The 25,874-nt window shown below is 54.8% G+C and carries 17 protein-coding genes; 15 read left to right on the top strand and 2 right to left on the bottom strand.

Annotation, left to right across the window (positions count from 1 at the left end):
* Window positions 1-19 precede the first annotated feature (19 nt).
* Window positions 20-1,432, top strand: coding sequence for an FAD-dependent tricarballylate dehydrogenase TcuA (gene tcuA, locus DOM58_RS05250; protein WP_110692011.1), 1,413 nt, complete (start codon window positions 20-22; stop codon window positions 1,430-1,432).
* The gene (gene tcuB, locus DOM58_RS05245; RefSeq protein WP_110692010.1) at window positions 1,419-2,516 is read left to right on the top strand and encodes a tricarballylate utilization 4Fe-4S protein TcuB; all 1,098 of its coding nucleotides are present in this window, start codon (window positions 1,419-1,421) and stop codon (window positions 2,514-2,516) included. The genes tcuA and tcuB overlap by 14 nt, the downstream gene beginning before the upstream one ends.
* Before the next feature lie 71 nt (window positions 2,517-2,587).
* On the opposite strand, the gene DOM58_RS05240 is transcribed toward tcuB, so the two are convergent.
* Window positions 2,588-3,244 carry a GntR family transcriptional regulator gene (locus DOM58_RS05240; protein ID WP_110692009.1) on the bottom strand — a complete coding sequence of 219 codons (657 nt, stop codon included), beginning with the start codon at window positions 3,242-3,244 and terminating at the stop codon, window positions 2,588-2,590.
* Between the two features lie 204 nt (window positions 3,245-3,448).
* On the opposite strand from DOM58_RS05240, the gene DOM58_RS05235 reads away from it, so the two are divergent.
* Window positions 3,449-4,447: a Bug family tripartite tricarboxylate transporter substrate binding protein gene (locus DOM58_RS05235; RefSeq protein ID WP_110692008.1), complete on the top strand. Its 999-nt coding sequence runs from the start codon at window positions 3,449-3,451 to the stop codon at window positions 4,445-4,447.
* A gap of 213 nt (window positions 4,448-4,660) precedes the next feature.
* On the opposite strand, the gene DOM58_RS05230 is transcribed toward DOM58_RS05235, so the two are convergent.
* Complete coding sequence (locus DOM58_RS05230; RefSeq protein WP_110692007.1) at window positions 4,661-9,217, bottom strand: spectrin repeat-containing protein; 4,557 nt, start codon at window positions 9,215-9,217, stop codon at window positions 4,661-4,663.
* Window positions 9,218-9,561: 344 nt separating this feature from the next.
* On the opposite strand from DOM58_RS05230, the gene DOM58_RS05225 reads away from it, so the two are divergent.
* The 12 genes from DOM58_RS05225 (at window position 9,562) to glmM (ending at window position 25,799) form a co-directional block, all read left to right on the top strand.
* Window positions 9,562-10,977 carry a phosphotransferase family protein gene (locus DOM58_RS05225; RefSeq protein ID WP_110692006.1) on the top strand — a complete coding sequence of 472 codons (1,416 nt, stop codon included), beginning with the start codon at window positions 9,562-9,564 and terminating at the stop codon, window positions 10,975-10,977.
* A 173-nt stretch (window positions 10,978-11,150) separates the two neighbouring features.
* Window positions 11,151-12,914: an SLC13 family permease gene (locus tag DOM58_RS05220; protein ID WP_110692005.1), complete on the top strand. Its 1,764-nt coding sequence runs from the start codon at window positions 11,151-11,153 to the stop codon at window positions 12,912-12,914.
* Between the two features lie 83 nt (window positions 12,915-12,997).
* Entirely contained in the window at window positions 12,998-13,819 is an 822-nt protein-coding gene (gene cysQ, locus DOM58_RS05215; protein ID WP_110692004.1) for a 3'(2'),5'-bisphosphate nucleotidase CysQ, read from the top strand.
* A gap of 602 nt (window positions 13,820-14,421) precedes the next feature.
* Window positions 14,422-14,766, top strand: a complete 345-nt coding sequence (locus DOM58_RS05210) for a DVU3141 family protein (protein WP_245392163.1) — start codon at window positions 14,422-14,424, stop codon at window positions 14,764-14,766.
* A 117-nt stretch (window positions 14,767-14,883) separates the two neighbouring features.
* Entirely contained in the window at window positions 14,884-16,644 is a 1,761-nt protein-coding gene (locus tag DOM58_RS05205; RefSeq protein WP_110692002.1) for a polysaccharide biosynthesis/export family protein, read from the top strand.
* Window positions 16,645-16,787: 143 nt separating this feature from the next.
* Window positions 16,788-17,600, top strand: coding sequence for an ABC transporter permease (locus tag DOM58_RS05200; protein WP_110692001.1), 813 nt, complete (start codon window positions 16,788-16,790; stop codon window positions 17,598-17,600).
* Between the two features lie 15 nt (window positions 17,601-17,615).
* Window positions 17,616-18,281, top strand: coding sequence for an ABC transporter ATP-binding protein (locus tag DOM58_RS05195; protein WP_075561172.1), 666 nt, complete (start codon window positions 17,616-17,618; stop codon window positions 18,279-18,281).
* Between the two features lie 8 nt (window positions 18,282-18,289).
* Complete coding sequence (locus DOM58_RS05190) at window positions 18,290-19,417, top strand: KpsE/RkpR family capsule polysaccharide export protein (protein WP_110692000.1); 1,128 nt, start codon at window positions 18,290-18,292, stop codon at window positions 19,415-19,417.
* A 14-nt stretch (window positions 19,418-19,431) separates the two neighbouring features.
* Window positions 19,432-22,059 carry a glycosyltransferase gene (locus tag DOM58_RS05185; protein WP_110691999.1) on the top strand — a complete coding sequence of 876 codons (2,628 nt, stop codon included), beginning with the start codon at window positions 19,432-19,434 and terminating at the stop codon, window positions 22,057-22,059.
* A gap of 7 nt (window positions 22,060-22,066) precedes the next feature.
* Window positions 22,067-23,530, top strand: coding sequence for a glycosyltransferase family 61 protein (locus tag DOM58_RS05180; RefSeq protein WP_110691998.1), 1,464 nt, complete (start codon window positions 22,067-22,069; stop codon window positions 23,528-23,530).
* A 30-nt stretch (window positions 23,531-23,560) separates the two neighbouring features.
* Window positions 23,561-24,358: a DUF6270 domain-containing protein gene (locus DOM58_RS17445; RefSeq protein ID WP_157957495.1), complete on the top strand. Its 798-nt coding sequence runs from the start codon at window positions 23,561-23,563 to the stop codon at window positions 24,356-24,358.
* Between the two features lie 88 nt (window positions 24,359-24,446).
* On the top strand, window positions 24,447-25,799 hold the full coding sequence (gene glmM, locus DOM58_RS05175) for a phosphoglucosamine mutase (RefSeq protein ID WP_110691997.1): 1,353 nt from the start codon (window positions 24,447-24,449) through the stop codon (window positions 25,797-25,799).
* The last annotated feature ends 75 nt before the right edge of the window (window positions 25,800-25,874 follow it).

Raw genomic sequence — 25,874 nt, 5'->3', positions numbered from 1 at the left:
ATATGACTGGCGGGCGGCTATGGTTCAGAAAGATTACAAGACAGGGGACGCGCTGTTTTCCGACGTGCTGGTGATCGGTGGAGGCAACGCGGCGTTGTGTGCTGCTATTTCCGCCGCAGATGCTGGGTGTCATGTGCTGCTGGTCGAACATGCGCCGCAGTCGCTCCGTGGAGGCAACAGCCAGCACACGCGTAACTTCCGCTGTATGCATGAAGGGCCCAAGGGCATCCTCGCGGGTGACTATACGGAAGAAGAGTATTTCGAGGACTTGATGCGAGTCACCGCCGGCAAGACCGATCAGGATCTGGCGCGGATGACGATTCAGAAGTCCTATGACGCTTACGATTGGATGGCTGCCAACGGCGTTCGTTTTCAGCCGTCACTGGGCGGAACGCTCAGTCTCTCCCGCACCAATGCATTTTTCCTGGGGGGTGGCAGGGCGCTGATCAACGCCTACTACAACACTGCCGAGCGTAAGGGCGTGCGGATCGTCTACGACTCCCAAGCGGTGGAGCTCGATATCGAAGCGGGAGAGTTCAAATCTGCCGTGGTGTTATGCAAGGGCATCCGTCACGAAGTTCACGCCAAACGGCTGGTCGTGGCCTCGGGTGGATTCGAGTCGAATCTGGAGTGGTTGGAGGAAGCTTGGGGCCCATGTGCTCGCAATTTTCTTATTCGCGGCACCCAGTTCAACCAGGGGTTGATGATCAAAGAGTTCATGCGCCATCGCGCCAGCATTATCGGTGAGCCAGACCAGTGTCACGCCGTTGCCATCGACGGGCGTTCGCCAAAGTACGACGGCGGTATCGTTACTCGGCTGGACTGCGTCTCTTTCGGCATCGTGGTCGACAAGCATTGTCGGCGCTTCTACGACGAAGGCGAGGATTTCTGGCCGAAGCGATATGCGATCTGGGGCCGTCTCATTGCCCAGCAGCCGGATCAGGTGGGCTACGTGATCATCGACTCGAAGGCGATCAACGATTTCATGCCGTCGGTCTTCCCGCCACTGGAGGGGGATTCCATCGAAGAGCTGGCGACGAAGCTCAAGCTGGACCCTTCGGCATTGAACGAGACGGTTGCAAGCTTCAATGCCGCAATCGGTGACACCCGGTTCGACAAGGATGTTCTGGATGGCTGCGGTACCAAAGGTCTGGAAGTCGACAAGACGAACTGGGCACGCAAGATCGATACCCCGCCTTATTATGGTTACACCTTGGCTCCGGGAATTACCTTTACCTATATGGGCGTTAAGGTCACCGAGAAAGCGCAGGTCATTTTCGAAGAGACTGGACCCTCGAAAACGATATTTGCCGCGGGGGAAATCATGGCAGGCAATATCCTGGGCCAGGGTTATCTGGCTGGCTTTGGGATGGCGATAGGCACGGTGTTCGGTATCACGGCAGGTCAGGAGGCGGCAAATGGAATCCATTAGTATTCTCGACGTGACTCAAGAGGCGCGCCGCAATATCGAGATATGCAACTCTTGTCGCTACTGCGAGGGATTCTGCGCCGTCTTTCCGGCGATCGAGAGCCGTCGGAGCTTCAACCGGGAGACGATTCAGTATCTCTCCAATCTCTGCCATAACTGCACCGGTTGCTATCACGCCTGTCAGTACACCACGCCTCACGTGTTCGACATGAACGTGCCGCAGGCGCTGACCAAAGTCAGGCAGGAGAGCTACGAAGAGTATGTCTGGCCAAAGGCGCTCGGGCAGGTCTTTCGCAAGAATGGCACCGTGGTCTCGATGATCACTGCGCTGGCGTTCTCACTGGTCATGCTTTGTGGGCTGCTGTATGTCGATGCCGACAGCCTGTTCAGTGTTCAGCAAGGTCCGGGGGCGTTCTACCGGATCATTCCGCACGGTCTCATGGTTGGAATCGCCGGCGGCATATTCCTGTTCGATATTCTCGCCATTGGTCTGGGTGTTTGGAATTTCTGGAGAGCGATCGGGGGTAGAGTCTCCTATCTCACCAATCGTGTCGCGATACGAAGTGCTCTGCACGACGCTATGTCGCTCAAGCATCTGGGAAGTGACGGCAGCGGTTGCAACGACGAAGACAGCACCTTCAGTAATCGTCGCCGGCGGTATCACCATCTAATGATGTATGGCTTTCTACTCTGCTTCGCCGCCACTTCGGTCGCAACTATCTACGACTACGTGTTCGGCTGGGTTGCGCCTTATGCGCTGACCAGCCTGCCTGTCATCCTGGGCACGGTCGGCGGCGTCGGTATCATCATCGGCACGGCGGGGCTGAGCTGGGTCAAGCTGCGCATGCATGATGGGCCGAGCTGGAAAGCCGTGCTCGGCATGGATTACGCCTTCCTGAGTCTGCTCTTCTGGGTCAGTCTGACGGGGCTCGCCTTGCTTGGGCTGCGCGATACCTCGGCGATGGGCCTGCTACTGATCGTGCATCTCGGCGTCGTCGCTGCGCTATTTGCCGTCCTGCCATTCAGCAAATTCATTCATATCTTTTTCAGGCTGGGTGCATTGCTCAAGTACCACAACGAAAAATGAGGAGCAGGGTTGGAAGGAAAGGAGCGCTACCTTCCGGCTCTTGATTTCGTTAGCCGTATACCGTCGAAAGTTTATTGCTGGTAGTCGTCCAGCTCATCGCCCATGAGCTGGATTCTGGCCTTTTGCGCTTCACGGATATGCAACGCCGACATTTGCTGAGCTTTCTCGACATCACGATTGGCAATGGATTCGTAGATGGCACGATGCTCCTTCACCACGACTTCGGCGCGGCCTGGTACCTCATATGTCGTCTTGCCCAGCAATGCCATGGAATCGCGCAGGGAGTTAAGTGACTTCAGCAAGTAGCGGTTGTGAGCGGCATGGTAGATGCCGTTGTGAAAAAGACGATTGTGTCGCGCCTGTTCGGCGGAAGACTTGGCGGCCTCGTGCTTACCCATGATCTCGTTCAGCGAGTAGATTTCTGCATCACTGGCATGTCGAGCAGCCAAGCCGGCCGCGGAGCTCTCCAGCACTTCGCGCATGTAATAAAGCTCCATCACCTCCTGATAACCGAGCTTGGCGATTTGCATGCCGCTGTAAGGTGCGACGACCAGCAATCCGGATGCTTCGAGGCGCTTCAATGCTTCCCTGACCGGGGTGCGGCTGAAATTCAGCCACTCCGCGATATCCGACTCCTTGATTCGGCTCCCCGGTGCCAAAGTGCCCTCGCGAATGCCTTCCAGAATTTTTTGATAAGCCTGTTCGCTGCGTGAAAAATTCTCGGTCATTCCTTTTCCCTTATTTTGCGCGTCGGCGCTTTGTCATTAGCCCAAAGTCTAGAGAGAGAAAGCCGTTCAGTAAATCTAATTCCCTGATTTGAAGAGAGTTCCTCAGGCTTTGGTCTATTTGATGTATTCATGTGTATACGCTAGCATTCTTTTCGGTCTGAACCGTGATTACTCAGTGACTCATAAGAAAAAACAGGAGCGAACATGCTTTCCAAAGCGAGAAAGTCAGCGTGCGCCATCGCCGCTTTCGCCGTGATGCTATCGGGGGCCGCGACGGCCCAGGATGGCAGCATCACAGGGACCGTCGATTGCATCGCGCCAGCCGGGCCCGGAGGGGGATGGGATTTCACGTGCCGTAGCCTGGGCCAGATTATCGGTGGCGCCACCGACCATCAGGTGAACGTCCAGACCAAGAACATGCCAGGTGCAGGGGGAGGAGTCGGCTACGCGCATATGATCACCAAACGAGGTGACGACCCTATGGTCATCGCCGCTGCCAGTACCGCCACGACGGCGCGGCTCGCGCAAGGGCAGTTCCCCGGTATGACGGCGGATATGGTGCGCTGGGTGGGGGCGATCGGTGCCGACCCCGGTATCATCGCGGTCAAGAAAGACTCTCCATACGAATCGCTGGATCAGTTACTCGCGGCACTGAAGAAGGACTCGTCTTCGGTGACCTTCGCCGGTGCGAGCGCGGTAGGCGGCTGGGATCACCTCAAAATCCTGATGACGGCCCACGAGGCCGGAGTCAAAAACCTTAACAAGATCAAATATCTTTCCTATAACAACGGCGGCTCGGCAGTCACCCAAGTGATCGGTGGGCATATCGATGCCTTGGTAGGCGTCGTCTCTTCCTCCCAGGGCTTCATCGAGTCTGGTGATCTACGCCCGTTAGTCGTGCTAAATGACAAGCGGCTTGCACCGCCGCTGGACGAAATCCCGACCTCGAACGAGCTTGGACTGGATGTCGAGGCATCCAATTGGCGTGGGTTCTACATGCCCAAAGGGGTCACTGATGCCGAGTATGAGTGGTGGGTGTCTACCTTGCGCCAAGCCAGCGAATCCGAGGAGTGGCAGCACATCATGAAGCAGAATGGCTTGGTTCCTTTCGAACGCTACGGCAAGGACTTCGACACCTTCGTAAACGATCAAGTCGCGAAGCTCAATCAGGTTTCCCGTGAAGTGGGATTGATTCAAAACTGATCGTAGACGATGACTTCTCCGGCACAGCCGCACTCAAGGCCGGTGGAGGTCTCAATACCATGAGCCAGTTTGGGTGAGCGTCGTTAGTTAGCCCAATCCGAAACGGCAGCGGGCCATGTCTCGAGGGAAGACATGGCCCGCGTTTTATCGCCCCGGGCTCGTAGCCCTCAGTTTCAGCCCGTAGCTCGTAGCTCGTAGCTCGTAGCTCGTGGCCTACAGCTTATAGGATGCCGGGTTGTCCCAGATGCTGTCTTCCTCGGCGAAGGCCGGGTTGTCATCGGTGATCGCGCGCTCGCCGATCAACTGCATCCAGGAGTCGATGTCGGCACTGCTGATCTTGCCGTCCGAGCCGTCCTGCTTGTGTAGCGTGTCCAGCAAGGCGAAGAAGTCCTCATTATTGAGCAGGAACTCGGCGGCCGCTTGTTCCTCTTTCGAGTGGCCGTTTTCCGGATCGGCGATCTTTTTCAGATCCTTCTTGCTGACGATATCGTCGCCGCCCGTCCAGTCGTTGCCGCCATCGCCCTCGTCCCAGTTGAAGAGAATGGTATCGATGGTTTCCTTGTGCTCCTGGTAGAACTCCTGGCCGTGGATATTGAGCTGCATCTGGTCCTGGTCGAAATCGAAGAAGAAGTCATCGACGTTGCCGTTCTCCCGAATCTCCTGGGTGAATTTGTCGTACTGCTCCGGCTGGGCATCCCACGCCGCCATGTCCTCGGGGAACCACTCCTTGAATAGGGGGTCGGGTTCCTTGTCGTCGTCTCCGGCGTGCATCATCTCCTTGAAGCCGTAGCTCGAGTTGATCAGGTAGTTGAACTTCTCGCCCCAATCGTCCTCGGTCACGCCATCCTCGGCGAACTGCTCGAACTGATCGCGTATCTTGCCCTCGGTCTCGGCGCCTTTCTTCTGGGCCATTACCGCATTGAGAATCAGGCTGGCGAAGCCGACGCCCAGCCCGATCAGGTTGCCGATAGGGCCGGCGGCACGAAGACCCGCGCCCAGCCCGGAAAGCACGCGCGAAGCCGTCTGCAGTGACGCCCCGATCTCGGCAGCGCCGCCGATGGTGAAGAACGAGCCGGAGACCACGCCCGTCGAACTGGCGGCGAACTCCATCGGGGTGCCGCCGTTCTTGATCAACTGATCCAGCCCGATGCCCGCGACGACGGTATCGAGAATGCCGCCGGCGAAGTCGGTCATGTAGGCCAGGCCCTTGAGCGCGGGGCCGAAGATATTGGTCTTCTTGTTGCTGCTGGTATCACCGCTGGTACCCCCGGGGCCATCGGGTGAGGTGCCACCCTGGGTACGTTCTCCGTTGGTCATCACGTCGGCTTCGTCATCCAGCGCCTGGTTAAAGGGCTGCATGGCGACTTTCGACGATTCGCCGTTGGCGGGATCGAAGCGCTGGTGGAGATCGCCGCTGAGGCTGTCGAGGTCGTCCAGCGCGTCACCGGCGCCGCTGGGCAGGGCGCCGCCGTCCGTCGGGCGGACGTCGTCCAGGCGGTTGGCGATCTCGTCCAGGCGATCGAGCTGCTGTGCGCGATCGCTGTCGGAGAGTGTTGGGTCGGATTCGATAGAGGAGCGGATGGCACGATGCTTCTCCATGATGTCGTCGAACAGTGCCGGCGCCTGTTCCGGCATCTTGCCTTTGCCCTTGCCATCGGCATCCATTAACTGGCGGTAATCTGCCACGGCCCGATCGAAGTCGTCGATCTGGGCAAAGCGCTGCTCCGATGGCGTCGCCGAGGAGGCGAAAGGCTGGATCTCCTCGAACAGATCGTCGACCAGCCCCCTGAGGTCGTCCGCATTCTGGGGCGCCAGGCCCTCCTTCTTCATTTCGACCTTGTCGAGCCGATCCTCGATCGTGTCCAGGCGCTGCTGGATCTCTTTCTTCTCGTCGTCGCTGAGCGAGTCGGAGTCCTTGACGATACGGTCGACCTCGTCGAGTTGGCCCTGGATATCGTCGACCAGGCCCTGGGCCTTCTGCTCGAAGTCGGGGGCATCCGGTCGGTCGAGGAGAGTATCGAACGATTCGAGCTTGCCGCGAACGTCGTCCAATTTGCCCCGCGCCTGCTCGCCCGGGTTGAGGGAGGGGGCCTTGTCGCCATTGAACGTGTCGGGAAAGCGCTCGCGAAGAACGTCGCCCATCTCTTTGTCGAGACCGAGCGCCTGGGTGATATTGGTGGTGCCGAACAGCTTGGTCAGCCGGCTGCCCTCGTCGAGTTTGGGGCCCACCGCATCGGTGATGCCCTTGAGCGCGAAAGGCGTGGTGCCGATGAACACCAGCATGCCGCGCGCGACGGTCATGCGCTCTTGCCAGGTGTCGCCGAAATCATCGCCCGAGCGGCGATAGATGGCGTTGGCCAGCGCTGCGGTACCGCCGACCGCGAACATCGTGTTCGAGCTCATCAGGCTGCGGAACTGGGATTTCAACGAGCTCTGCACGTTGGTGCGCTGGCTGTCGCTGAGCTCGACGATGGGCGGCTGGCCGTCGCGGCTGGTGGTCATGTTGCGGAACTGCTCGTTCACCTTCTGCATGACATCGCGCATGAGAGACGAATCCTTCAGCGCCGTCTCGGCGTTGCTCCCGCTCAACGCCGCCGTCTTGATCACCTCCTTGAGGCCGGCGGCGATCGCCATGATCTTGGTGAACTGCAGTTTCTCGTCTGCCGACAGGTTGGGCGGTACCGTGCCCTTGGGGTCGGTCTTGTCGGCGGAGAGCGCATCCTTCACCGCGTTCCAGACGCCATCGGTGGTCTGAATGCCGAAGGTGCTGTAGGTAATGCTGGTGAGGATGGTCGGCACCATGTCGGCAGCGACCTGCTCCGCGGCTTCCTCACTCTCCGGCGATATGTCGTCGCCGTTCTGAGAAGCATCGTATTCGGCGTCGATGTCGCTGAGCTCTTCCTCGAGACCTCGGGCGGTACTGGCCGCCGTGATGCTGCCTCTCGCCTCGGCCGCGCGGTCGGGGTCGAGCGCTTGCAGCGTGTTCAGATCATTGTTCAAACGCGTGGCGGCTTCGTCACCGAAACCCTTGCCACGCAGGTCCTCGATGGCATCGAGGTAGTCCGCCCCCTTGTCGCCGGTCAACGAGTCGTAGATCTTGTCGGCGAGCCCGTCGCGATCCTTGATCTTGCTCTGGGCCTCCGTCATCGCCTCGTCGGTGAACTTGGCGATTTCCTCGTCCCCGAGCAGTTTGGCGAGTTCCTCGCCGAGCTTCTCTTCATGGATCAGGCCGCGCAGGTCGGCGGGATCCATGCCCTGGGTATCGCTGGCATAGTAGGTCCAGTCGCCGCCGTGATTGACCGTCATGTAGGGCAGATACTGGAAGCTGCCGTCGTCCAGTTGGGACTTGAGTTCGAGAAGGCGGGCATACTTCTTGAAGTTCTCGTTGTCCGAGTTTTCCGCCTTCTCCTCCAGCTTCTCCATGTAGAGTTCGGTGACCGTCTTCGCCTCGCCGTCGTCGTTTTCGACGGTGGTCTCCTGGCCCATCAGATTGGTCTCTTCCGATTCGGGCAGGTCGTGATCGGCAAAGACATCGTCGATGGCGTCCTTGCTCGATGTCTGCTGGAAGCTGGAGGCGGCCTCGAAATGCTCCGGTGTCACGCCCTTCGAGACCACGAACTTCTCGCCGTCGACCTCGACCAGCTTGAGCCCTTCGATGACGTCACCGTGCTCGTCGGTTGCGCTCTTGACGCTGTCGCCCTTGCCCAGGACCGGGATGTCCTCGTCCGCGGAGCGTAGTTTGTAACCATCGTCCTCGAGCTCGTGGATCCGGTCCCAGGTTTTCTGTGCGTTGGAAACCGTTTCGAACAACGCTGGCGTCAGGGCCTTCGATACCACCACATTCTTGCCATCGTGAGTGGTGAAGCGAATGACGTCGTCACGCGCGTCGTTCTGCCAACTGAAATTCTTGAAATCGTTGAACTCGGGCGCTTTGGTATCGGCGCCGGCAATGGTGGCGCCATCCTCGACCGCGCCATCGATGGCATCCTGATGCTCGGCGTTACCGCCCAGGGTCGCGTACTGCTCGCTCAGGTAGTCATAGAGTTCCGGATTGTCGCTGCGCGCCACGACGAACTTCTCGCCGTCATGCTCGTAGCGAATCACGTCCGGGCCGACTTCACCGGGCGCGCCGACCTCGGTGTTGTAATAGGAGGGCGGGGTGGCGTCGCCGCCGATGCGCTTGTAGCCGTCCGATTCGCTTTGATTGATGCCGATCAGGCTTTCGTAATCCTTCTTGATGGCGGCGTAGAGCTCCGGGGCGGCGCGTTCGGCGACCACGACCCGGGTGCCGTCCTGCATCTCGTAACGGATGACACCCTTGGCAACTTCGTCGGGCGGGGCGATGAACCGATAGTCGCTCAGCTTGCCGGGCGGCTCGGCATCCAGCGGCAAGACGCCATAGCCGTCCTCCCCGCTCTCGTTGAGTGCGGTCATCTGGGCGGCATCCTGCTTGACTGTCTCGAACAACGTCGGCGTGGAATGTCGGTCGACCTCTACGCTCTTGCCGCCCTTGGTCTCATAGCGAATGAGATCATCGCCGATCGTCACGATCTGTTTGTAATCGTTCAGATTCCGGGGCGATTTAGTCCCGCCATCGGCCCGTTTCCACGTTCTGGATTCATCGTCATCGGATTCGACGGCCTTCTTGCTCAGATTCAGGGTGTTGGACAATGTCGATACCCAACGCTCAGCGCTTTGCTCGCGAGCGGCCGGATCTGTGGTTTCAGGCACGTTGTTTGATGCATTCTTCAGCGTGAGTTCCTGGGGCATGACAATGACCTCCCTGTTGTTTATTTAATACTCGTTCAATATCCGCCCGGATTCAGTGCTGATTGGATAAATGCCGTGTTTTTCTGTGGCGAAATCGTCAATGATTGTGGGGTTTGCGTAAGCTTCGGGGTGCCAGTCCGTGTCTATATCTTTTACTTCTAATCGCCTCCCGCCAATCGACGGCGTTCGACCGTTTCCGAATGTATTAATGGACTTATGTTGCCCAGGCGTTTTCTCGCCGCAGTAAGACGTTACGAACCCGCTCGAACGGCTGACGTACTATTCATCGGGCGCTGAATAACAACAAACTGACGTTAAGGTCGCGACGCGGCCGGGGAGCGTTCATGCCGGGGTTCGTCGACGAAGTCACTCCGCAGTTCGTTAGAGGCTGGTACGTGGCCGATAACCGAGAGCCCGCCGAGCGGGGTGTGATCATTTCGGTTAACGGTGAAGTGCGCTATTGCGCGCTGTGTCAGGAGGCGCGGCCCGATGTGGTCGAAGCGGGTATCACGACCCGCCTCGATGTCGGCTTTCGGGCGCCGCTCGCGTTGCAGATCGGCGATCTCGTCCGCGTGCAGGCGTTGGACAGCGGCCGGCTGCTGGGCAGCGGATTGGCGGTCGTGATGCCGGAATCCGCGCCGGACGGCTGGCTTTCGGCGATGTCTTACGGCGATCTTCCGGCGTTCCGCCCGTTTTTGCAGCCGCTGGCGGCCAGTCTCGACGTTCAAGCGTTTAGGCCGTTGTTCGGGCATCGAGGCAACTTGTCGGCGGTGGGTGTTCGAACGCTGAAGACCTGTTATGTCATCCATCGCGCTCGCCCGCACCACCATGCCGCGTGGCTGGAACGGCTCCATCGTTGCGTGCTCGAGCCCCATGCCGTCGGTGCGCCGTTATTGGAAGCGATTATCCGACGAGGTGAGTCCGCCAGTCTGATGGTCGAGCATATCGAGGGCCAGACGCTGGGGCCGTTTGTCGCGTCTTCTGTTGCTACGTCCAGCGACGGGGCAGATGACCCAAGAAATCGACCTGATGTCGCATCGACGGCGAGCAACGAGCAGGCGTATCACGACACCATCGCCTCGGTCATAGCGTTGTCGCGCGTCGGTTGGCCCGATGAAATGCGGAGAAGTAGAAGTAGAAGTAGAAGTAGAAGTAACAGTGACGATATGACCAGTGCAGACAAGGCTAGCGCTGGCAGTGTCGGCGCTGGCCGAAAGGCAGACCGCCGAGGGCGCCATGCCCTGAGCAGAATGGTCAGAGACGTCTGTCTTTCAGCGTTGGTGAAAGGGCAGTGGCGCGAGTTGGCGCTGCGACTGCGAATGGCGAGAATCCTTTACCGCTTACCCCGCGTCGTCTCCCATGGCGATCTTCATCCCCAGAACGTGCTGATCGAAACGCATACCGGCCGGCCGGTGTTCATCGACTGGGACCACGCCGGCATGCTGCCGCCGGGCCTCGATCTTGCTCGATTGCTGCTGAGTGTGCCGCCCGGGCTGGCGGAGCGCTGGATCGGTGACGATCGGGAACGCCGATTGGGATGGCTGATCATGACCTATGTCGCGCAGTCGCAGCGACAGCCTGACTTCCATGCGACCGAAGCCGGCGTCTATCTGCGTCGGCGCTTTCGCGAACTGTCGAAGGACAGACACAAGCAGGTGCGGCTCTTGCCGATTCGATCGGTTTTCTTGCCGTTAATCGCGCTTTACGCCTATGACAACGGCATCGAACCCGCATTGATTCTGACGGGGCTCTCCGGCTAAGTACAAACCAAAACCCATTCCGCTATTTTCTCCTAGAAAACCCGTGCTGGTACCGGTCGAGGCGGCCAGCGTAAAATGCGCCCTCGTAGCATTCGGCCTGAATGCCGCCGGGTGTTCGCTAACCCTTTGATTCAGCGGTAATTCCTGGAGCCCAGGCGTGGAGTGGCGGAAGTATGGGTATCGATGCCTGGTTGAGCATCACAACGGTGGTGGCCGTACTCGCCACGCTCGTGTTCACACGCATCGCGCCGGACGCCATCCTGGTCGGGGCGATGGCGTTTCTGATCTTCGCCGATGTGTTGACGCCGGAAGAAGCGCTGGCCGGATTCGCCAACACTGGCGTCATGACCATCGCGGCGCTTTATGTCGTTGCCGCCGCGCTCAAGGAGACCGGCGCGATCAAGTGGATCGCGGCGATGCTGCTGGGCCAGCCCTCGACCCTGCGCCGGGCCCAGTGGCGCGTCATGCTCCCGGCCTCGGTCCTCAGCGCGTTCATGAACAACACCACCGTAGTGGCGATGTTCATTCCGGCCATCCAGGACTGGTCGAACCGCCTGCGTCTGTCGCCTTCCAAGCTGCTGTTGCCGCTCAGCTACATTTCGATTCTCGGCGGGACCTGCACGCTGATCGGCACCAGCACCAATCTGGTCGTCGATGGTCTGCTGCAGAGCCGCCAGGGCGTCTCGCTGGGGATGTTCGAGCTGACCTGGATCGGGCTGCCGATTCTACTCGTCGGCGGGAGCTTTATCCTGATCTTCGGGAAATGGCTGCTGCCCCAGCGTGACGGCACCAGCGCCCAGTTGGACCAGATCCGGGAATACAGCGTCGAAGTGATCGTCGATCCCAAGGGGCCGCTGGCCGGCAAATCGATCGCCGACGCCGGCCTGCGCAACCTGCAGTTCGGCTACCTGACCGATATCGAGCGCGACGACCATCTGCTGACGGCGGTACCGCCGGAGACGAAGCTGCTGGGCGGCGATACCCTGGTTTTCATCGGCACGCCGGAGTGCGCCCGGGAGCTGCGCGAAATTCGTGGCCTGAGCCCCGCCAACGGCAACGTTCAGAAGTTGCAGGTGGCGCGGCATCGGCGCTGTCTGGTCGAGGCCGTCGTCAGCCCGGATTTCGTGGGCATCGGGCAGACGGTGCGGGAGTCGCGGTTTCGCTCGCACTTCCAGGCCGTAATCCTGTCGATTTCCCGCCACGGGAAGCGGCTGGATGGCAAGGTCGGGGACGTCGAATTTCAGGTCGGCGACACTCTGCTGCTGGAAACCGGGCCGGCGTTCGTCGAGCAGTATCGCTACCGGAAGGATTTCCTGCTGGTCAGCCAGCTCAACGACTCGACGCCGCCGAACTTTCAGAAAGCGCCGCTCTCGCTGGGCATTCTCGGCGTGATGGTCGTGCTCAGCGCCACCAATCTGCTGTCCATCCTCGAAGCCGCGTTTCTCGCTGCCGGGGCGTTGTTGATGACCGGCTGCCTGAGCATGGGTAAGGCTCGGCGCTACATCGATCTTTCGGTGCTGATCGTGATCGCCGCATCGTTTTCCCTCGGCACCGCGATGACGCAATCGGGCGCGGCGCAAACCATCGCCGAGCGGGTCGTCGCGCATATCGATTCCCCGTGGCTGGCGCTGGCGTTCGTCTATTTGATGACGGTACTGTTTACAGAGATGATCACCAACAACGCCGCGGCAGTGCTGATGTTCCCGATCGCGATAGCGGTTTCGCAACAGCTGGGCGTGGATTTCATGCCGTTCGTGATCGCCATCACCATTGCGGCCTCGGCCAGCTTCATGACCGCGCTGGGCTACCAGACCAACCTGATGGTCATGGGCCCGGGCGGCTACCGCATGCATGACTATCTCAAGCTGGGCTTTCCGGTGAGCGTTCTGGTCGGGATCACCTCACTGTTATTGATACCGCGAATCTGGCCGTTCTAGCGCCCTGTACTGAGGAGAGTACCGAGGGGAGTGCAGAAGGGGCGAGCCATACCCACACTCACACCCACACCAGGAGATCGCGCATGACGATCGATGAACCGCTCAGGCGAGAACTGATCCGCGGCGTGCTCGACGCTGGCCAACGCGTGCTGCAGATCTACGCTCAGGATTTCAGCGTCGAGACCAAAGCCGACGATAGCCCGCTGACCCAGGCGGACATGGCCTCCCACCACGCGCTGAGCGATCTTCTCCAGCGCCTGACCCCCAAGGTTCCGATTCTCTCGGAAGAGAGCGCCCCCCTCGCCTACGAGACCCGCCGGCAGTGGTCGTGCTACTGGCTGATCGACCCGCTGGACGGCACCAAAGAATTCGTCAGGAGAAACGGCGAGTTCACGCTCAACGTCGCGCTGATCGACAACGGCGTTCCCGTGTTCGGTATCGTCCACGCCCCGGTTCTCGACGTGACCTGGTGGGGCGATGCCGAGCAGGGCGCCTTCAAGATATCGACCGAAGGCGAACGGGCGATCCATGTTCGTAAGCTACCGGCGGCCGATGAACGACCCTGGCGAATCGTCGGCAGCCGTCTGCATGGCGTCGGCGCGTTCGATATCTTCTGCGACCAGTTGCCCAGCCACGAGCGCGTCTCCATGGGCAGCTCGCTCAAACTCTGTCTGGTGGCGGAAGGCGCCGCCGACCTCTACCCGCGGCTCGCGCCGACGTGCGAGTGGGATACCGCCGCCGCCCAGGCCGTGGTCACCGCCGCCGGCGGCTACGTGCTCGACGCCGAAACCCTCCAGCCCCTTCGCTGCAACCAGCAGGACAGCACCCTCAACCCATTTTTCATCGTCTGCGGGCAGCGTAGCGCGCAATGGGAAAAGGCGTTGAACGTCGCGCTGTCGGTTTGAGCGGCGGGTCGAGCTTCACCGAAGACATCACGGCATGTCTCGAGCTTGGTCCTCGTACCCGTAATACATACCCTTCATTCGCTAATCCCGACATTCGCTACCCGCGGTGTCGCACAGACAGGCGTACGTGGAGACGCTGGTAAATATCCGTTACCTCCCCTCATCCAGGAACTTGATGCTTGATTTGTAAGCCATTTGCCATGGATGAATGAATTACCTCATGTTTAAATGGTTACGCAAATTAACGTTGTCTATACGGCCCTTCCTAGAGATCCACACTTTTGGTTGTAGGCAAGCCTGTGCTGGCACCATACAATCGTAGGGTTATCAGGCAACGAGTTGAGCCTACTTCAAGTTCGCTTCATGAACGCATGGCGGAGGCAGGCGAGATTCTCGGGCCACTCTGACAAATAGCGTGTCGTGCGGTGATAGATCGATTCCCCGGCAAGGGTTCTGGGAGAGAGGGTCTTCCAGGATGCCCACATCGCCGGTTTTCCAGTTTTCGTCCATCAGGTTGAACAGACAACATGCCAAACGTTTTCAACGGGGTGTCCGCCGGTTGCGGTCGGCTAGGAAGGTGGTTAGCGGTGGGGGCCTTGGCCGTGACCTTCGCGGGCTGCGCTTCCCAGAGCCACTACGGTGGCGACAATGTCGGCACCATGCAGGGCGGCGCCGCTCTCGGCCCCGAAATATCCAGCTTTCTAGACAACGCCACCCCCGGCAGCATCACGACTTTCCCCAAGAGCCCGTGGGGCTCTAACGTTTCCGTCATCGTTCAGGAACGCTACTTCGCCGCCAGTGGCCGGCTTTGTGCGCACCTGGATGTCGCAAGAAACGGTGCGCCCGCGAGCGCCAATCGCGCCCAGGTGGCATGTCTCGTAAAAGACAGCGGCTGGTACGCCCAGCGCTTGGTCACGCAGATGTTGGTCAATCCCAGCACTCCGTAACAAAAATCCCCTGCTTGGGCGCCTGCGCTCGCGTGTATCGTTTTCGAACAGCCAGATCGTTTGTCGAACCGCCGGAAAGCAGGCCTTGAGCCGCGCGAATACAACAGGAAGTCTTGCATGAAACATGCAGCGTCGTTTTTCCGGGCCGGGTGCCTGGTGGCGGTAGCGTGCCTGAACGTCAGTTTGGCCAACGCGCAATCTTTCGGATCGGGCAGCATCGTCCCGCAGGACCAGCAAGCCCAGTCGATGACCTCCCAGGTTCAGGGGAGCGACGGTCAGCAGTCCCAGCAGCAACAGGCGGGTCAGCAGGCCGTCGACGACCAGCCGCGAGCGAACTGGAACAGCTCGAATTACGGTCCGGTCGATCCCAACTCAAGCCAGGTCGACCCCAACACCTTGCCGCCGTTCGGGGCCAACCTGTTCACCGGTGGTTTCCGCGGCGTCATGGCGGACGGTCTCAACCCCGGCTACACCATCAAGCCCGGCGACCAGATCAATCTGCGCGTCTGGGGCGGCACCGAGATGCAGAGCGTGCTGACGGTGGACTCCCAGGGCAACATCTTCCTGCCGGGCATCGGGCCGCTCAACGTGCAGGGCACGACTAACAGCGGGCTCAACTCCCGTGTCACTTCGGCGATCAAGTCGGTCTATCCGGAAAACGTCGAGGTCTACACCAATCTCCAGGGCGTGCAGCCGGTAGGCGTGTTCGTCACCGGTTATGTCAAGAATCCGGGCCGTTACTCCGGTACGCCCAGCGATTCGATGCTCTACTTCCTCGACCAGGCCGGCGGCATCGACCAGGCGCTGGGCAGCTACCGCCAGATCGTGGTCAAGCGGGGCGGCCGTACGGTCGACTCCATCGATCTCTACGACTTCCTGATCAACGGGGAGATGCCGCATCCGCAGTTCCGTGACGGCGACACCATCGTGGTCGAAGAGCGCGGACCGGCCGTGGCGGTCGTCGGCGACGTCGAGCGCCCGTTCCGTTACGAGCTCGCAGGCGAAACCCTGACCGGCGGCGATGTCAGCAATCTGGCCCGGCTACGTGCCGGCGTCTCTCACGTGCTGCTGCGCGGGGATCGCCCCGACGGGCCGATGGCACGTTACCTGACGCTCGACGAGTTCCGTACCGCCACCATCGAACGCGGCGATGAAGTGCTGTTCAGCGCCGACAAGCGTAGCGAGAGCATCGTGGTGCAGGTCGAAGGCAGCTACTACGGCCCGTCACGCTACGTGCTACCGCGTGACGCGCATCTGGGCGAGTTCCTCAACGCGATCAGCGTACCCAAGAACATGACCAGCTATCAGGACGTTTCGATCCGGCGCGAGAGCGTGGCCGAACAACAGGAAGAATCGCTCAACGAAAGCCTGGACCGGCTCGAGCAGACCTATCTGGGCTACCCCTCGCGCACCGCGAAAGAGGGCGAAATTCAGGTTCGTCAGGCCGAGCTGATCCAGAAGTTCGTCCAGAAAGCCCGCCAGACCGAACCGACCGGCCGTCTGGTCGTCGCGCGTAACGACAACATTGCCGATATCCGCCTGCAGGACGGCGACGTGGTCACCATTCCGGAAAGCTCGGATTCCGTACTGCTGAGTGGCGAAGTCACCATCCCGCAGGCGATGGTCTACACCCCCGGCATGAACGCGGAAGACTATATCCGCCAGGCCGGTGGCATGACCCCGCGTGCGGATGACGATCAGGTGCTGGTCGTACATCGCAACGGTGCCGTCATCCACGCCGAGCAGACGGACGTTCGCGCCGGCGACGAAATCCTGGTGCTGCCGGCAGCGCCGACCAGCAATATCGAGCTTGCCACCAGCCTCACGCAGATCCTTTACCAAATCGCTGTGTCAACGAAAATTGCGCTAGATCTATAAACAGCGCGGTTGTCAATCAGCCCCGCTCTAAGCGGGGCTTTCTTTTGGGTTTCTTGCGATGAGAAGTACTTCTCGATTCGATTATCATCGATCGGACTCTTTCTCTGTCTGGTCAAGATTTGTGTCTAAAGTGGGAGGCCCCGATGAATAATGTGGCGCAGCCCATGCCCCATGAACCGCGGAGCGCGCTTCGTGTCACCTGGGATGTATGGTCGGCGATGACGTTGCGCGAGTTCATCGCTCGCACCACGGCGGATCGTATGGCCTGGTTCTGGATGATCTTTGAGCCGCTGGCCACCATCGGTATCATGATTTTCATCCGTACTTATATTCGCAGCTCCCGTCATATTTCCGGGGCGGAGTTTATCCCTTGGCTAATTGTCGGATTAATGGGTTTTTATCTATTTCGTGCCTGTATGACTCAGCCAATAGGTGCAATTGACGCTAACAAAGGGCTTTTTACCTATCGACAAATATCACCTGTCGATCCGGTGCTGGTACGTTGTTGGGTAGAGGGAGCTCTTCGCAGCTTTATTTTCTTACTTTTCATTTTGATTGCGGCCTTATTCAAAGTCGATATGAGCGCTTATCACGCCGTGGGAGTGCTTATGGACTGGCTTTCACTCTGGGCTTTAGGATCTGGTCTGGGCGTTCTCTTTTCCGTCGTCGCGGGATTGGTGCCGGAAGTAGGGCGAATCATCAAAATGATCTCATTTCCGCTGTTAATTCTCTCCGGTGTTATCTTTCCGGTCACCTACTTCCCTCATCAAGCGCAGGAATACATGCTTTACAACCCCATCCTGCATGGGCTGGAAAGCATGCGAATGAACTATTTCCAGTACTATCATTCGATCCAGGGAATTGATATGACCTATCTCTGGTATTGGGCACTTAGCAGCATGACGCTTGGCCTGATGATGCACATTCACTTCGCGCCTCGTCTCAAGATGCGCTGACGGAGCTTAGTGCACATGATCGAAATTCGTAATCTGTATAAACGCTACCACGGGCCGTTTGGCGGTAACTGGGTACTCAAGGATATCAACCTGACGTTCCCGACCAATGTGAGTGTCGGGTTAATTGGTCGTAACGGCGCGGGCAAATCGACCTTGCTGCGCCTGATCGGCGGTATGGACTTCCCCGACAAGGGTGTAATCGACCGCAAGGCACGCGTTTCCTGGCCTATCGGCCTGGCGGGCGGCTTCAAGGGCAGCATGACCGGTCGCCAGAACGTCAAGTTCGTCGCTCGTATTCACGGCGTTAGGAAAGACATTCATCAGTTAATTCAGCGGGTGCAGGATTTCGCTGAGATCGGTAAATCTTTTGACGAGCCAGTTAGTACCTATTCTTCCGGCATGCGCTCAAGGTTGGCATTTGGTCTCTCGCTCGCTTTCGATTTCGATGTCTATCTTTCGGATGAAGCCACCGCTGTGGGGGATAGAGCCTTCAAGCAGAAAGCCAAAGACGCGTTCAACGAACGCGTTAACTCCGCCAGCTTGATTATGGTTTCTCACAGTGAAGGCATTTTGAAGGATCTATGCCAGGCCGGCGTGCTGCTTGAGAAGGGGCATGCGGTCTGGTTCGACGATATCAACGATGCCATCGAGCATTACCACAACACCTCGGGTAAGAAGTAAGCCTTCCTATGACGCAAACAGCTACCACGGCCAGCGCGCCGCATCGATGGTTGGATTTCGCCAAGCGCCAGATTCACTGGACTCTCTGTATCATCCTGATTTTACTCGTCAGCTTTTATTGGGCGATCTGGGCATCTGATCGCTACGTTTCTCATGCTCACGTGATTCTGGAAAGCCCCCAGATTTCCACGCCGGAACTCAGCTTCAGCTCGATCCTCTCTGGCGGGGGCGGCAAGAACTCGGCAGATATGCTGTTGTTGCGGGATTACATGCTTTCCACCGATATGCTGCACTTCCTGGAGAAGAACGCGGACTTCCGTAAGCACTACGCCAACAATGGCGATTTCTTCAGCCGCCTGGGTGACGAGAACGCGCCGACGGAGAAATTGCTGGATTATTACAAGAGCATGGTTTCCATCGAACTGGACGAGTACGCCGGCGTACTGAGAGTCGACGTGAATGCCTTTACTCCGGAAGAAGCCAACAAGATCGCCAAGCTGATCCTTCAGCAAGGCGAGCGCCATATGAACGAGATGGGCCAGCGCCTCGCACAAGAGCAGGTCAAATTCCTGGAAGAGCAGGTGGGTGTGCTCGAGAAGCGCTTCGAAGAGACCCGACAGGATCTGCTCGAGTTCGAAAACGAGAATGGCCTGGCGTCGCCAACTTCGACGGTTCAGAGCCTGGGCACCGTCGTCGCCAAGCTGGAGGGCGAGCTAGCCAGCCTGAAAGCGCAGCGCGCTGCGATGGGCAGTTACCAGAGTCAGACTTCTCCCCAAATGACAAACTTGAAAAGCCAGATCAGTGCGCTTCAGAAACAAATCGACGAGCAGAAAGAGCGCCTGGCGGCACAGTCGGGCGGCGCACTCAACGCCGTGTCGTCCAAATACCAGACGCTGCAGCTCCGCGCCCAGTTCGCACAAGAAGCCTACTCGGGTACATTAGCTGCGCTGGAAAATACTCGTGTGGAGGCCGCACGTCAGCTCAAACAGCTTTCTGTACTGCAATCCCCAACGATGCCGGAATACCCGGAAAAGCCTGAACGATTTTATATGATAGCAGTGTTTTCAGTTATTGCTATATTCGTTACGCTGATTATCAACATGTTAATTTTAATTGTCAGAGATCATAGAGACTAAGTGAGTTGAATAAAATGTTTAGTCATGTTGAATTCCTTAAAAAGACTAGTCTGTTTGACTCAAGTTGGTATGCTTCACATTATCGTGATGTTTCGATTCTACGGGCTAATCCGGAGGAGCATTTTCATAAATATGGTGAGAAGTTAAATAGAGTCGGGTCTGAAGATTTTCTGTATAAAGATTCAGCCAGCTATTTCTCTTATTTACACTCACATGCAAAAGAATATAAAGAGGCTTCAAAGCTTGGTATTGAATCTAAAGAATTGGCTGTAAAGTTGCGTTCAGGATATGAAAATCTATCTCTTTTGCTTTTAATGGACATGGTGGAAAATAAGTCGGAGGAAAAAACGGAGCGCGGAAACGCTGCTTGGGAGCTTGCGCGTGTGCTTGCTAGCCAAAAAGATTGGTCTAAAGCGCGATATTACCTTAATAAAGCTCGATATTTTAATCCTTCATTTATGCGCCGGAAAAAGCCTCGGCTTTTAGAAATAGAGGCACTGATTAATGTTGGAGAACTTGACCGTGCCGCGGATAAAATAGAGTATCCTTTAAAAAAAGGCATCGATAGTGATTTTTTATGCTCAAAAACTAATTTGCATATAGCCAAAGGTGAAAGCGACGAAGCTATAATTAGTATCATTAGTGAAATATACACATCAAATTTTTTGAGCCCGTTAGAGTTCAAAAAAAATAGGTTGGCTGCAAGATTCGATAATATATGTTCACGGCCTGTTTCGCAGATAAATCTAGATGTAAAAGTTAGTGTTCTTATGCCTGTTTATAATGCAGAAGAACATTTGCGCGTGTCTCTTGAAAGCTTGCTAAATCAAACTTATTCAAATCTGGAAGTTGTTGCTGTAGATGATTGCAGCAGCGATGGTTCCTGGGAGATGTTAAAAAGCTATGCTGCAACAGATAGCAGATTAAAAATATACAAAAACGAAAAGAATTTAAGCGCTTATCCAACTCGAAATAGGGCGCTGTCATTGGCGACAGGAGAAGTGATTACTGTCCATGACAGTGACGATTGGTCGCATCCTCAAATGATAGAATGTCAGCTTGAAAAGCTTTTGGCAACTAATGAGACCAAGCTTACTTTTAGTTTTATGGCGAGAGTCAGTCCTGAACTCTATTTTTCGCTACGTCCTGAACGTAATAATATGGAGTATGTCCATAGAAGTTACCCCTCTTTAATGATTCGCCGTGGGGACTTAGAGGCATTGGGGGAGTGGGATGGGATCGTTGCAAATGCGGATGACGAGTTTTTGCAACGAGCTAGGAAGTTATTTGGTACAGATGCGATTATAGATGTTTTTCCGAACGTACCAATGTCTTTATTTTTGAAGCACGAAGCATCTTTAACATCTAGCGCAAAGACAAGTCTCAAGTCATTGGATTATGGCGTAAGGAAAGAATACGGGAAACAAGCCGAGTTTTGGAGAAACCGCTGCAAGAATAGGGCTGACTTGAAAATGGAGCGTACGGGGGAAAAATTCCCCTTCCCTGTACCAAACGGTCTTTCTCCTCAAAAAAGAGGCGTTGATAATCGCTACGATATTATACTAATTTCCGACCTTAGTTTATTGGGAGGGACCCGCAGGTGCAACGAGGCATATATAGAATCGGCCGTTGATTTAGGCCTAAAAATTGGTATGTTTCATTGGCCTAGATTTGATTTAAGATTCGCTAAAGATATCGCTGCGGAGTATCGTCTGCTGTCTTTCAATCCGGGTGTAGATATTTTAACGTGGGAAGACGAAGTTTCTTGTGAGGCTCTGCTTATACATCATCCACCTATTTTAAAGTATCAGCCGGATTTACTTCCGACTATAAAAACTGACAAGGTTTTTATCTTGGTTAACCAGTCGCCAATGCAGCTTCGCAGTCAGGAGCCTCATTACTATTTTAAAAATGATGTAGAAGAAACCTGTCAACGAAATTTTGGACGGCTACCCGTCTGGATAGCGATTTCCCCATCTGCAAAAGAAGTTCTGCAAAAATGCGGTTATGAATATATACATGACGAGATCTGGTACCCGCCTTTATCCGAAAAAATTATAGAGTCACAAAAAAACAGAACGAGTTTAAAAAGTAATAGAAATGTGCCTGTCGTGGGGAGGCATGCTAGAGACCATTGGACTAAATGGCCTTCTAATCCGCAAGATATAGAGTTGGCTTATATGGCCGACTCGGAAGTTGAAGTAAGATTGATGGGTGGGGTGAGATATCCAAAAAAATTACTAGAAAAAATACCTCAAAACTGGGTTCTGTATGACTTTGACTCTGTTTCAGTTGTCGAGTTTTTGGATGACTTAGATTTTTTCGTTCACTTCGTTCACTGTGACTATATAGAAGAGTTTGGCCGTAACATTGCAGAAGCAATGGCTCGTGGTGTAGTGGTTATTTTACCTTGGCAATTTGAAGCGATTTTTAAAGACGCAGCGTGCTATACAGAGCCAAGCGGTGTCTATGATTTAATCCAAGAGCTCTGGAGCAACCCTGGAAAGTATCTTCAATATAGGCAAAATGGTCTCAAGTTCGTCGAAAAAAACGTACATCCTGCTGTTACCAAAATGAGAGTTGAAAGCCTTGTTGATACGAGTAATTTGTTAGTCCAAAAACAATTGAAGGTTATAGGATAAAGTTGCTATGAATTCAAAAGACTGGGCTTATTTTGGCAAATTTTTAGAAGAAAGTAGTGACAGTGCGCTGAAGTTAAAGTTGTTGGATTTATTGGGTGGTTTGGCCGGTGATTATCCTGAAGTAGCGTATTTGAAAAGCCGAAAGATTTTAGTCGAATCAGAAACATTCAGTGATGATCAATTTGTTGATCGTCATTTTTCTATAGATAAAAATGAATGTTTGGCTAATGGTTTTGCGGCCATGGGAATAGTTCGGAGCTTACTTTTTTTTAAAAAAATAAATTTTGCCAAAAGAGTCATGCAGAATTTACTTTTGCGACATCTTGTAGACTCGAATGATATGAGAGTCAAAATCATAGAAGGTTATATCGAAAAAATTGAAGAGATAGATAGTGTGATCGAGAAGACCCTTGAAAGAGAGGTGGGTTTTAAAAGGGTCAGTCTGAACGAGATAGTGGTTGGTGACGACAAGGCTATAGAAAAAAGTCATCTTCAACTAAATGATCAAACGAGTCCTGGTGTCTATAAAATATCTCATGAGAATAAGTTTCAAAACGATTTTAATGCTTATTTTAAATGGGCAAGTGATAAGACTTTAAAAAAACTCAAGCAGAAAAAGTTTGACGCTAGAGTTGGTAAAAGGTACGTGGATAGAGTTTTTGTTCTTGAGGGGGCACAGGTAAGCACCGCTTTATATGGTCTCCAAACGGTGTTTGATAAAAATGGAAGGTATCACGAGTCTTTTTCCAGCAGGTTAAGTAAAATATATAGAGAGAATGTTTATACGCCAGCATGCAAGGAGTGGAAGGAAGCATATGTGCTTCCGTTTCCTCATAGTTCTGGTAACTATTATCATGTTTTAGCTGAAATGGTTTACGGCCTAAGATATGTATCTTTATGTAATCTTTCCGTCCCTATTATTTACGACTCTGACAAGTTCAATTTGTTGCCATATGTTTCTGAGTGTCTTGGTTTAGATTTTAACAGATTTTTTAAAGCTTCTTCATGTCAAGACGTTTTAATAGATAAGGCGTATGTTGTTTCTTCGCCCCAATTTCATTGGAATCAGGAAGTCCACGAATTTTTTAAAGGGTTTTTTGTAAAGCCAGCAAACGAGCCTGCTAAAAAAATATATATTTCTCGTAAAAAAAGCTCTCGATGTTTTGAGAACGAAGATGAGGTTTGCCAATTTTTGTCACAAGCTGGTTTCGAAATTATTTGTGCTGAAGATTTTTCATTTAAAGAACAGGTGACTATATTTGGCTCTGCAGAGACTGTAATTTCACCTCATGGTGCTGGCTTAGCAAATTTGGCGTTTTGTCCCAGCGGCTTGAACCTTATTGAGCTATTTCATGATAGTTTTATTGAGCCAGCTTTTTATTTTCGTTCTTTGCCAATCCTGTCATCGTATAAATGCCTGTTTGTTGAGAATAACGTTTTAAGCATAGCTGACTTACAAAAACTGCTTTAGTATTGCCATGATTAATTTTGTGTTTTTTTGATGTGGCTGTATAACAATATCATAAACGAAGATTTGTTTTTAGAGCAAGAGATTAAATTCACGTGGGGTAAAAAAATGAAGGTTTTTATTTTTGGCAGCTGTGTGTCGAGAGATGCTTTTAACTTTGATTTGCCTCGGCTTGAATTAGTAGGATATTTTTCTAGGAGCTCTTTTGCAAGCGCGTTTGGCTCAAGTCCGCAAAAAGACAATTATAGTCAAGAGTTGAATTCAAATTTTCAAAAAAGAATGGTGAAAGCCGATTTTGAAAAAGAAGCGTTACAAAAAATAGTATCCACTGAGTTTGATGTTTTGCTCATTGATTTTGTGGATGAGCGGTTTAAACTCTTCAAGTCTACGACCGGCAGTATTGTTACACTTTCGAACGAATTGTCAAAAACCCCCTTCCTCAGACAAGCAGAAGGCGTAGCTGTTTCCCCCTTTTCAGACGAGCATTTTCAATTGTGGGAGCGAGGATGGAAAAAATTCGTTTCTTCATTGTCGAGCCATAACTTATTGTCAAAAGTTGTAGTAAATTGTGGCTTGTGGGCAAAAACGGATGAACAAGGTGATGCTATTCCGAATGTGGATTTAAATCTAATTGAAAAAGCAAACTCGCACTTGAGAAGACTGTACGATCGCGTTTTTTTGGATATCCCTGCTTCCCAAGCGTTCATGCCCAGCGATAAGATGGTTGTCGGTAAGCTTGAGCATAAATGGGGGGCGGCACCTTTTCATTACGTCGATAATTACTATTATAACTTGGTTGATTTTTTAGTGGCTTTTGATGATAGTCGTTAGATAGGTTTTCAACTTCTTGGTTTGTGTGATGACAACATGTGATATCGTGTTGTGCCCATTCTGTAAAATGACAGTTTTGGAGCAATAGTTGAACCGTCAATTATTTGGTACCGATGGCATAAGAGGGCGTGTTGGTAAATTTCCTATGACGCCTGATTTTGCAATGAAATTGGGGTGGGCTGCCGGTCAGGTACTGGGTGCGGAAGGTGTACGCGAGGTGCTGATCGGTAAGGATACCCGCGCTAGTGGCTATCTACTGGAATCTGCACTCGAAGCCGGGTTTTCATCCGCCGGTGTCAATGTCGCGCTAGTGGGCCCGTTACCCACGCCCGCGGTGGCGTATCTGACGTCTACGTTTCGTGCGGACGCAGGCGTCGTTATCAGTGCTTCTCATAACCCGTTCTATGACAACGGCATCAAGATCTTCGCCAAAGGTGGCTTCAAGCTAAATGACGTTCAGGAGCAGGAGATCGAGCGTTACTTGCAAATCGCTCTCGATGGCGGTATGACCTGTGTTGATTCGGAACGGCTGGGGAAGGCTAGACGAGTCGACGACGCTACGGGGCGCTACACCGAATACTGCAAGGCGGCGCTTCCGGGCAATTTGAGCCTCGATAGTTTCAAGATCGTAGTGGATTGCGCCAATGGCGCCGCCTACAAGGTAGCACCGGCTGTCTATCGTGAGCTAGGGGCGAAAGTCATTGCCATTCATGCCACGCCAGATGGTTTCAACATCAACGAGCAGTGTGGCGCCACCTCGATGCAGAGCCTTTGCGAGGCCGTCGTTTCTCATGGAGCGGATCTAGGCATTGCGCTGGATGGCGACGCGGATCGCTTAATGATGGTCGACCACACCGGAACCATAGTCGATGGTGACGAGCTGCTGTATCTGCTGACTCGCCAAGCCAAGGCAAACGGCTACGCAGGCGGCGTGGTTGGTACGCAAATGAGCAATCTCGGCCTGGAGCAGGCGCTAGATGCCCTGGGCGTGCCGTTTCTGCGGGCCAAAGTCGGTGACCGCTATGTGATGGAGCAGTTAGAAGCCAATGGCTGGCGCATTGGCGGAGAAACCTCCGGGCATTTGATCAACCTCGACCACGCCTCCACAGGGGACGCCATCGTCGCCTCCATGCAGGTGCTGGCGTGTTTGATCGCGCAGGGCCTGAGTTTGTCCGATGCCAAGCAGGGTATCGAAAAGTTGCCGCAGACGCTGGTCAACGTTAGTTATCAGGCGGGGCAAGGGATTGATCCTCTAATTCAGCCGGCGGTAAAAGAAATGGTCGGTGCGGTGGAGAACGAGCTGGGGCCTGATGGTCGCGTTTTGCTGCGTAAGTCCGGCACCGAGCCTCTCATCCGCGTTATGGTCGAAGCGACCAACGCCGAAACTGCCGAAGCGTCAGCCTCGAAAATTGCAGAGCAGATTCGCCACTTCGTAGGCTAGGCACTTTAATGGGGTGCTGCGCCACGGTTGAGTCAGCTAGCTGATAAATTGTGAATAGTATCGATAAGGATATTG

The organism is Salinicola halophyticus (assembly GCF_003206695.1).
GTDB lineage: Bacteria > Pseudomonadota > Gammaproteobacteria > Pseudomonadales > Halomonadaceae > Salinicola > Salinicola halophyticus.
This window is presented reverse-complemented; position numbering and strand designations above follow the sequence as displayed.

What these genes read in the sequence shown, in the direction of transcription:
- DOM58_RS05235 (WP_110692008.1), top strand. Translation starts at nt 3,449, where the DNA reads ATGCTTTCCAAAGCGAGAAAGTCAGCGTGCGCCATCGCCGCTTTCGCC.
- DOM58_RS05190 (WP_110692000.1), top strand. Translation starts at nt 18,290, where the DNA reads ATGACGCAAACAGCTACCACGGCCAGCGCGCCGCATCGATGGTTGGAT.
- DOM58_RS05180 (WP_110691998.1), top strand. Translation starts at nt 22,067, where the DNA reads ATGAATTCAAAAGACTGGGCTTATTTTGGCAAATTTTTAGAAGAAAGT.
- DOM58_RS05230 (WP_110692007.1), bottom strand. Translation starts at nt 9,217, where the DNA reads ATGCCCCAGGAACTCACGCTGAAGAATGCATCAAACAACGTGCCTGAA.
- DOM58_RS05195 (WP_075561172.1), top strand. Translation starts at nt 17,616, where the DNA reads ATGATCGAAATTCGTAATCTGTATAAACGCTACCACGGGCCGTTTGGC.
- tcuB (WP_110692010.1), top strand. Translation starts at nt 1,419, where the DNA reads ATGGAATCCATTAGTATTCTCGACGTGACTCAAGAGGCGCGCCGCAAT.
- DOM58_RS05185 (WP_110691999.1), top strand. Translation starts at nt 19,432, where the DNA reads ATGTTTAGTCATGTTGAATTCCTTAAAAAGACTAGTCTGTTTGACTCA.
- cysQ (WP_110692004.1), top strand. Translation starts at nt 12,998, where the DNA reads ATGACGATCGATGAACCGCTCAGGCGAGAACTGATCCGCGGCGTGCTC.
- DOM58_RS05205 (WP_110692002.1), top strand. Translation starts at nt 14,884, where the DNA reads ATGAAACATGCAGCGTCGTTTTTCCGGGCCGGGTGCCTGGTGGCGGTA.
- DOM58_RS05200 (WP_110692001.1), top strand. Translation starts at nt 16,788, where the DNA reads ATGAATAATGTGGCGCAGCCCATGCCCCATGAACCGCGGAGCGCGCTT.
- tcuA (WP_110692011.1), top strand. Translation starts at nt 20, where the DNA reads ATGGTTCAGAAAGATTACAAGACAGGGGACGCGCTGTTTTCCGACGTG.
- DOM58_RS05220 (WP_110692005.1), top strand. Translation starts at nt 11,151, where the DNA reads ATGGGTATCGATGCCTGGTTGAGCATCACAACGGTGGTGGCCGTACTC.
- DOM58_RS05225 (WP_110692006.1), top strand. Translation starts at nt 9,562, where the DNA reads ATGCCGGGGTTCGTCGACGAAGTCACTCCGCAGTTCGTTAGAGGCTGG.
- DOM58_RS05240 (WP_110692009.1), bottom strand. Translation starts at nt 3,244, where the DNA reads ATGACCGAGAATTTTTCACGCAGCGAACAGGCTTATCAAAAAATTCTG.
- DOM58_RS17445 (WP_157957495.1), top strand. Translation starts at nt 23,561, where the DNA reads ATGTGGCTGTATAACAATATCATAAACGAAGATTTGTTTTTAGAGCAA.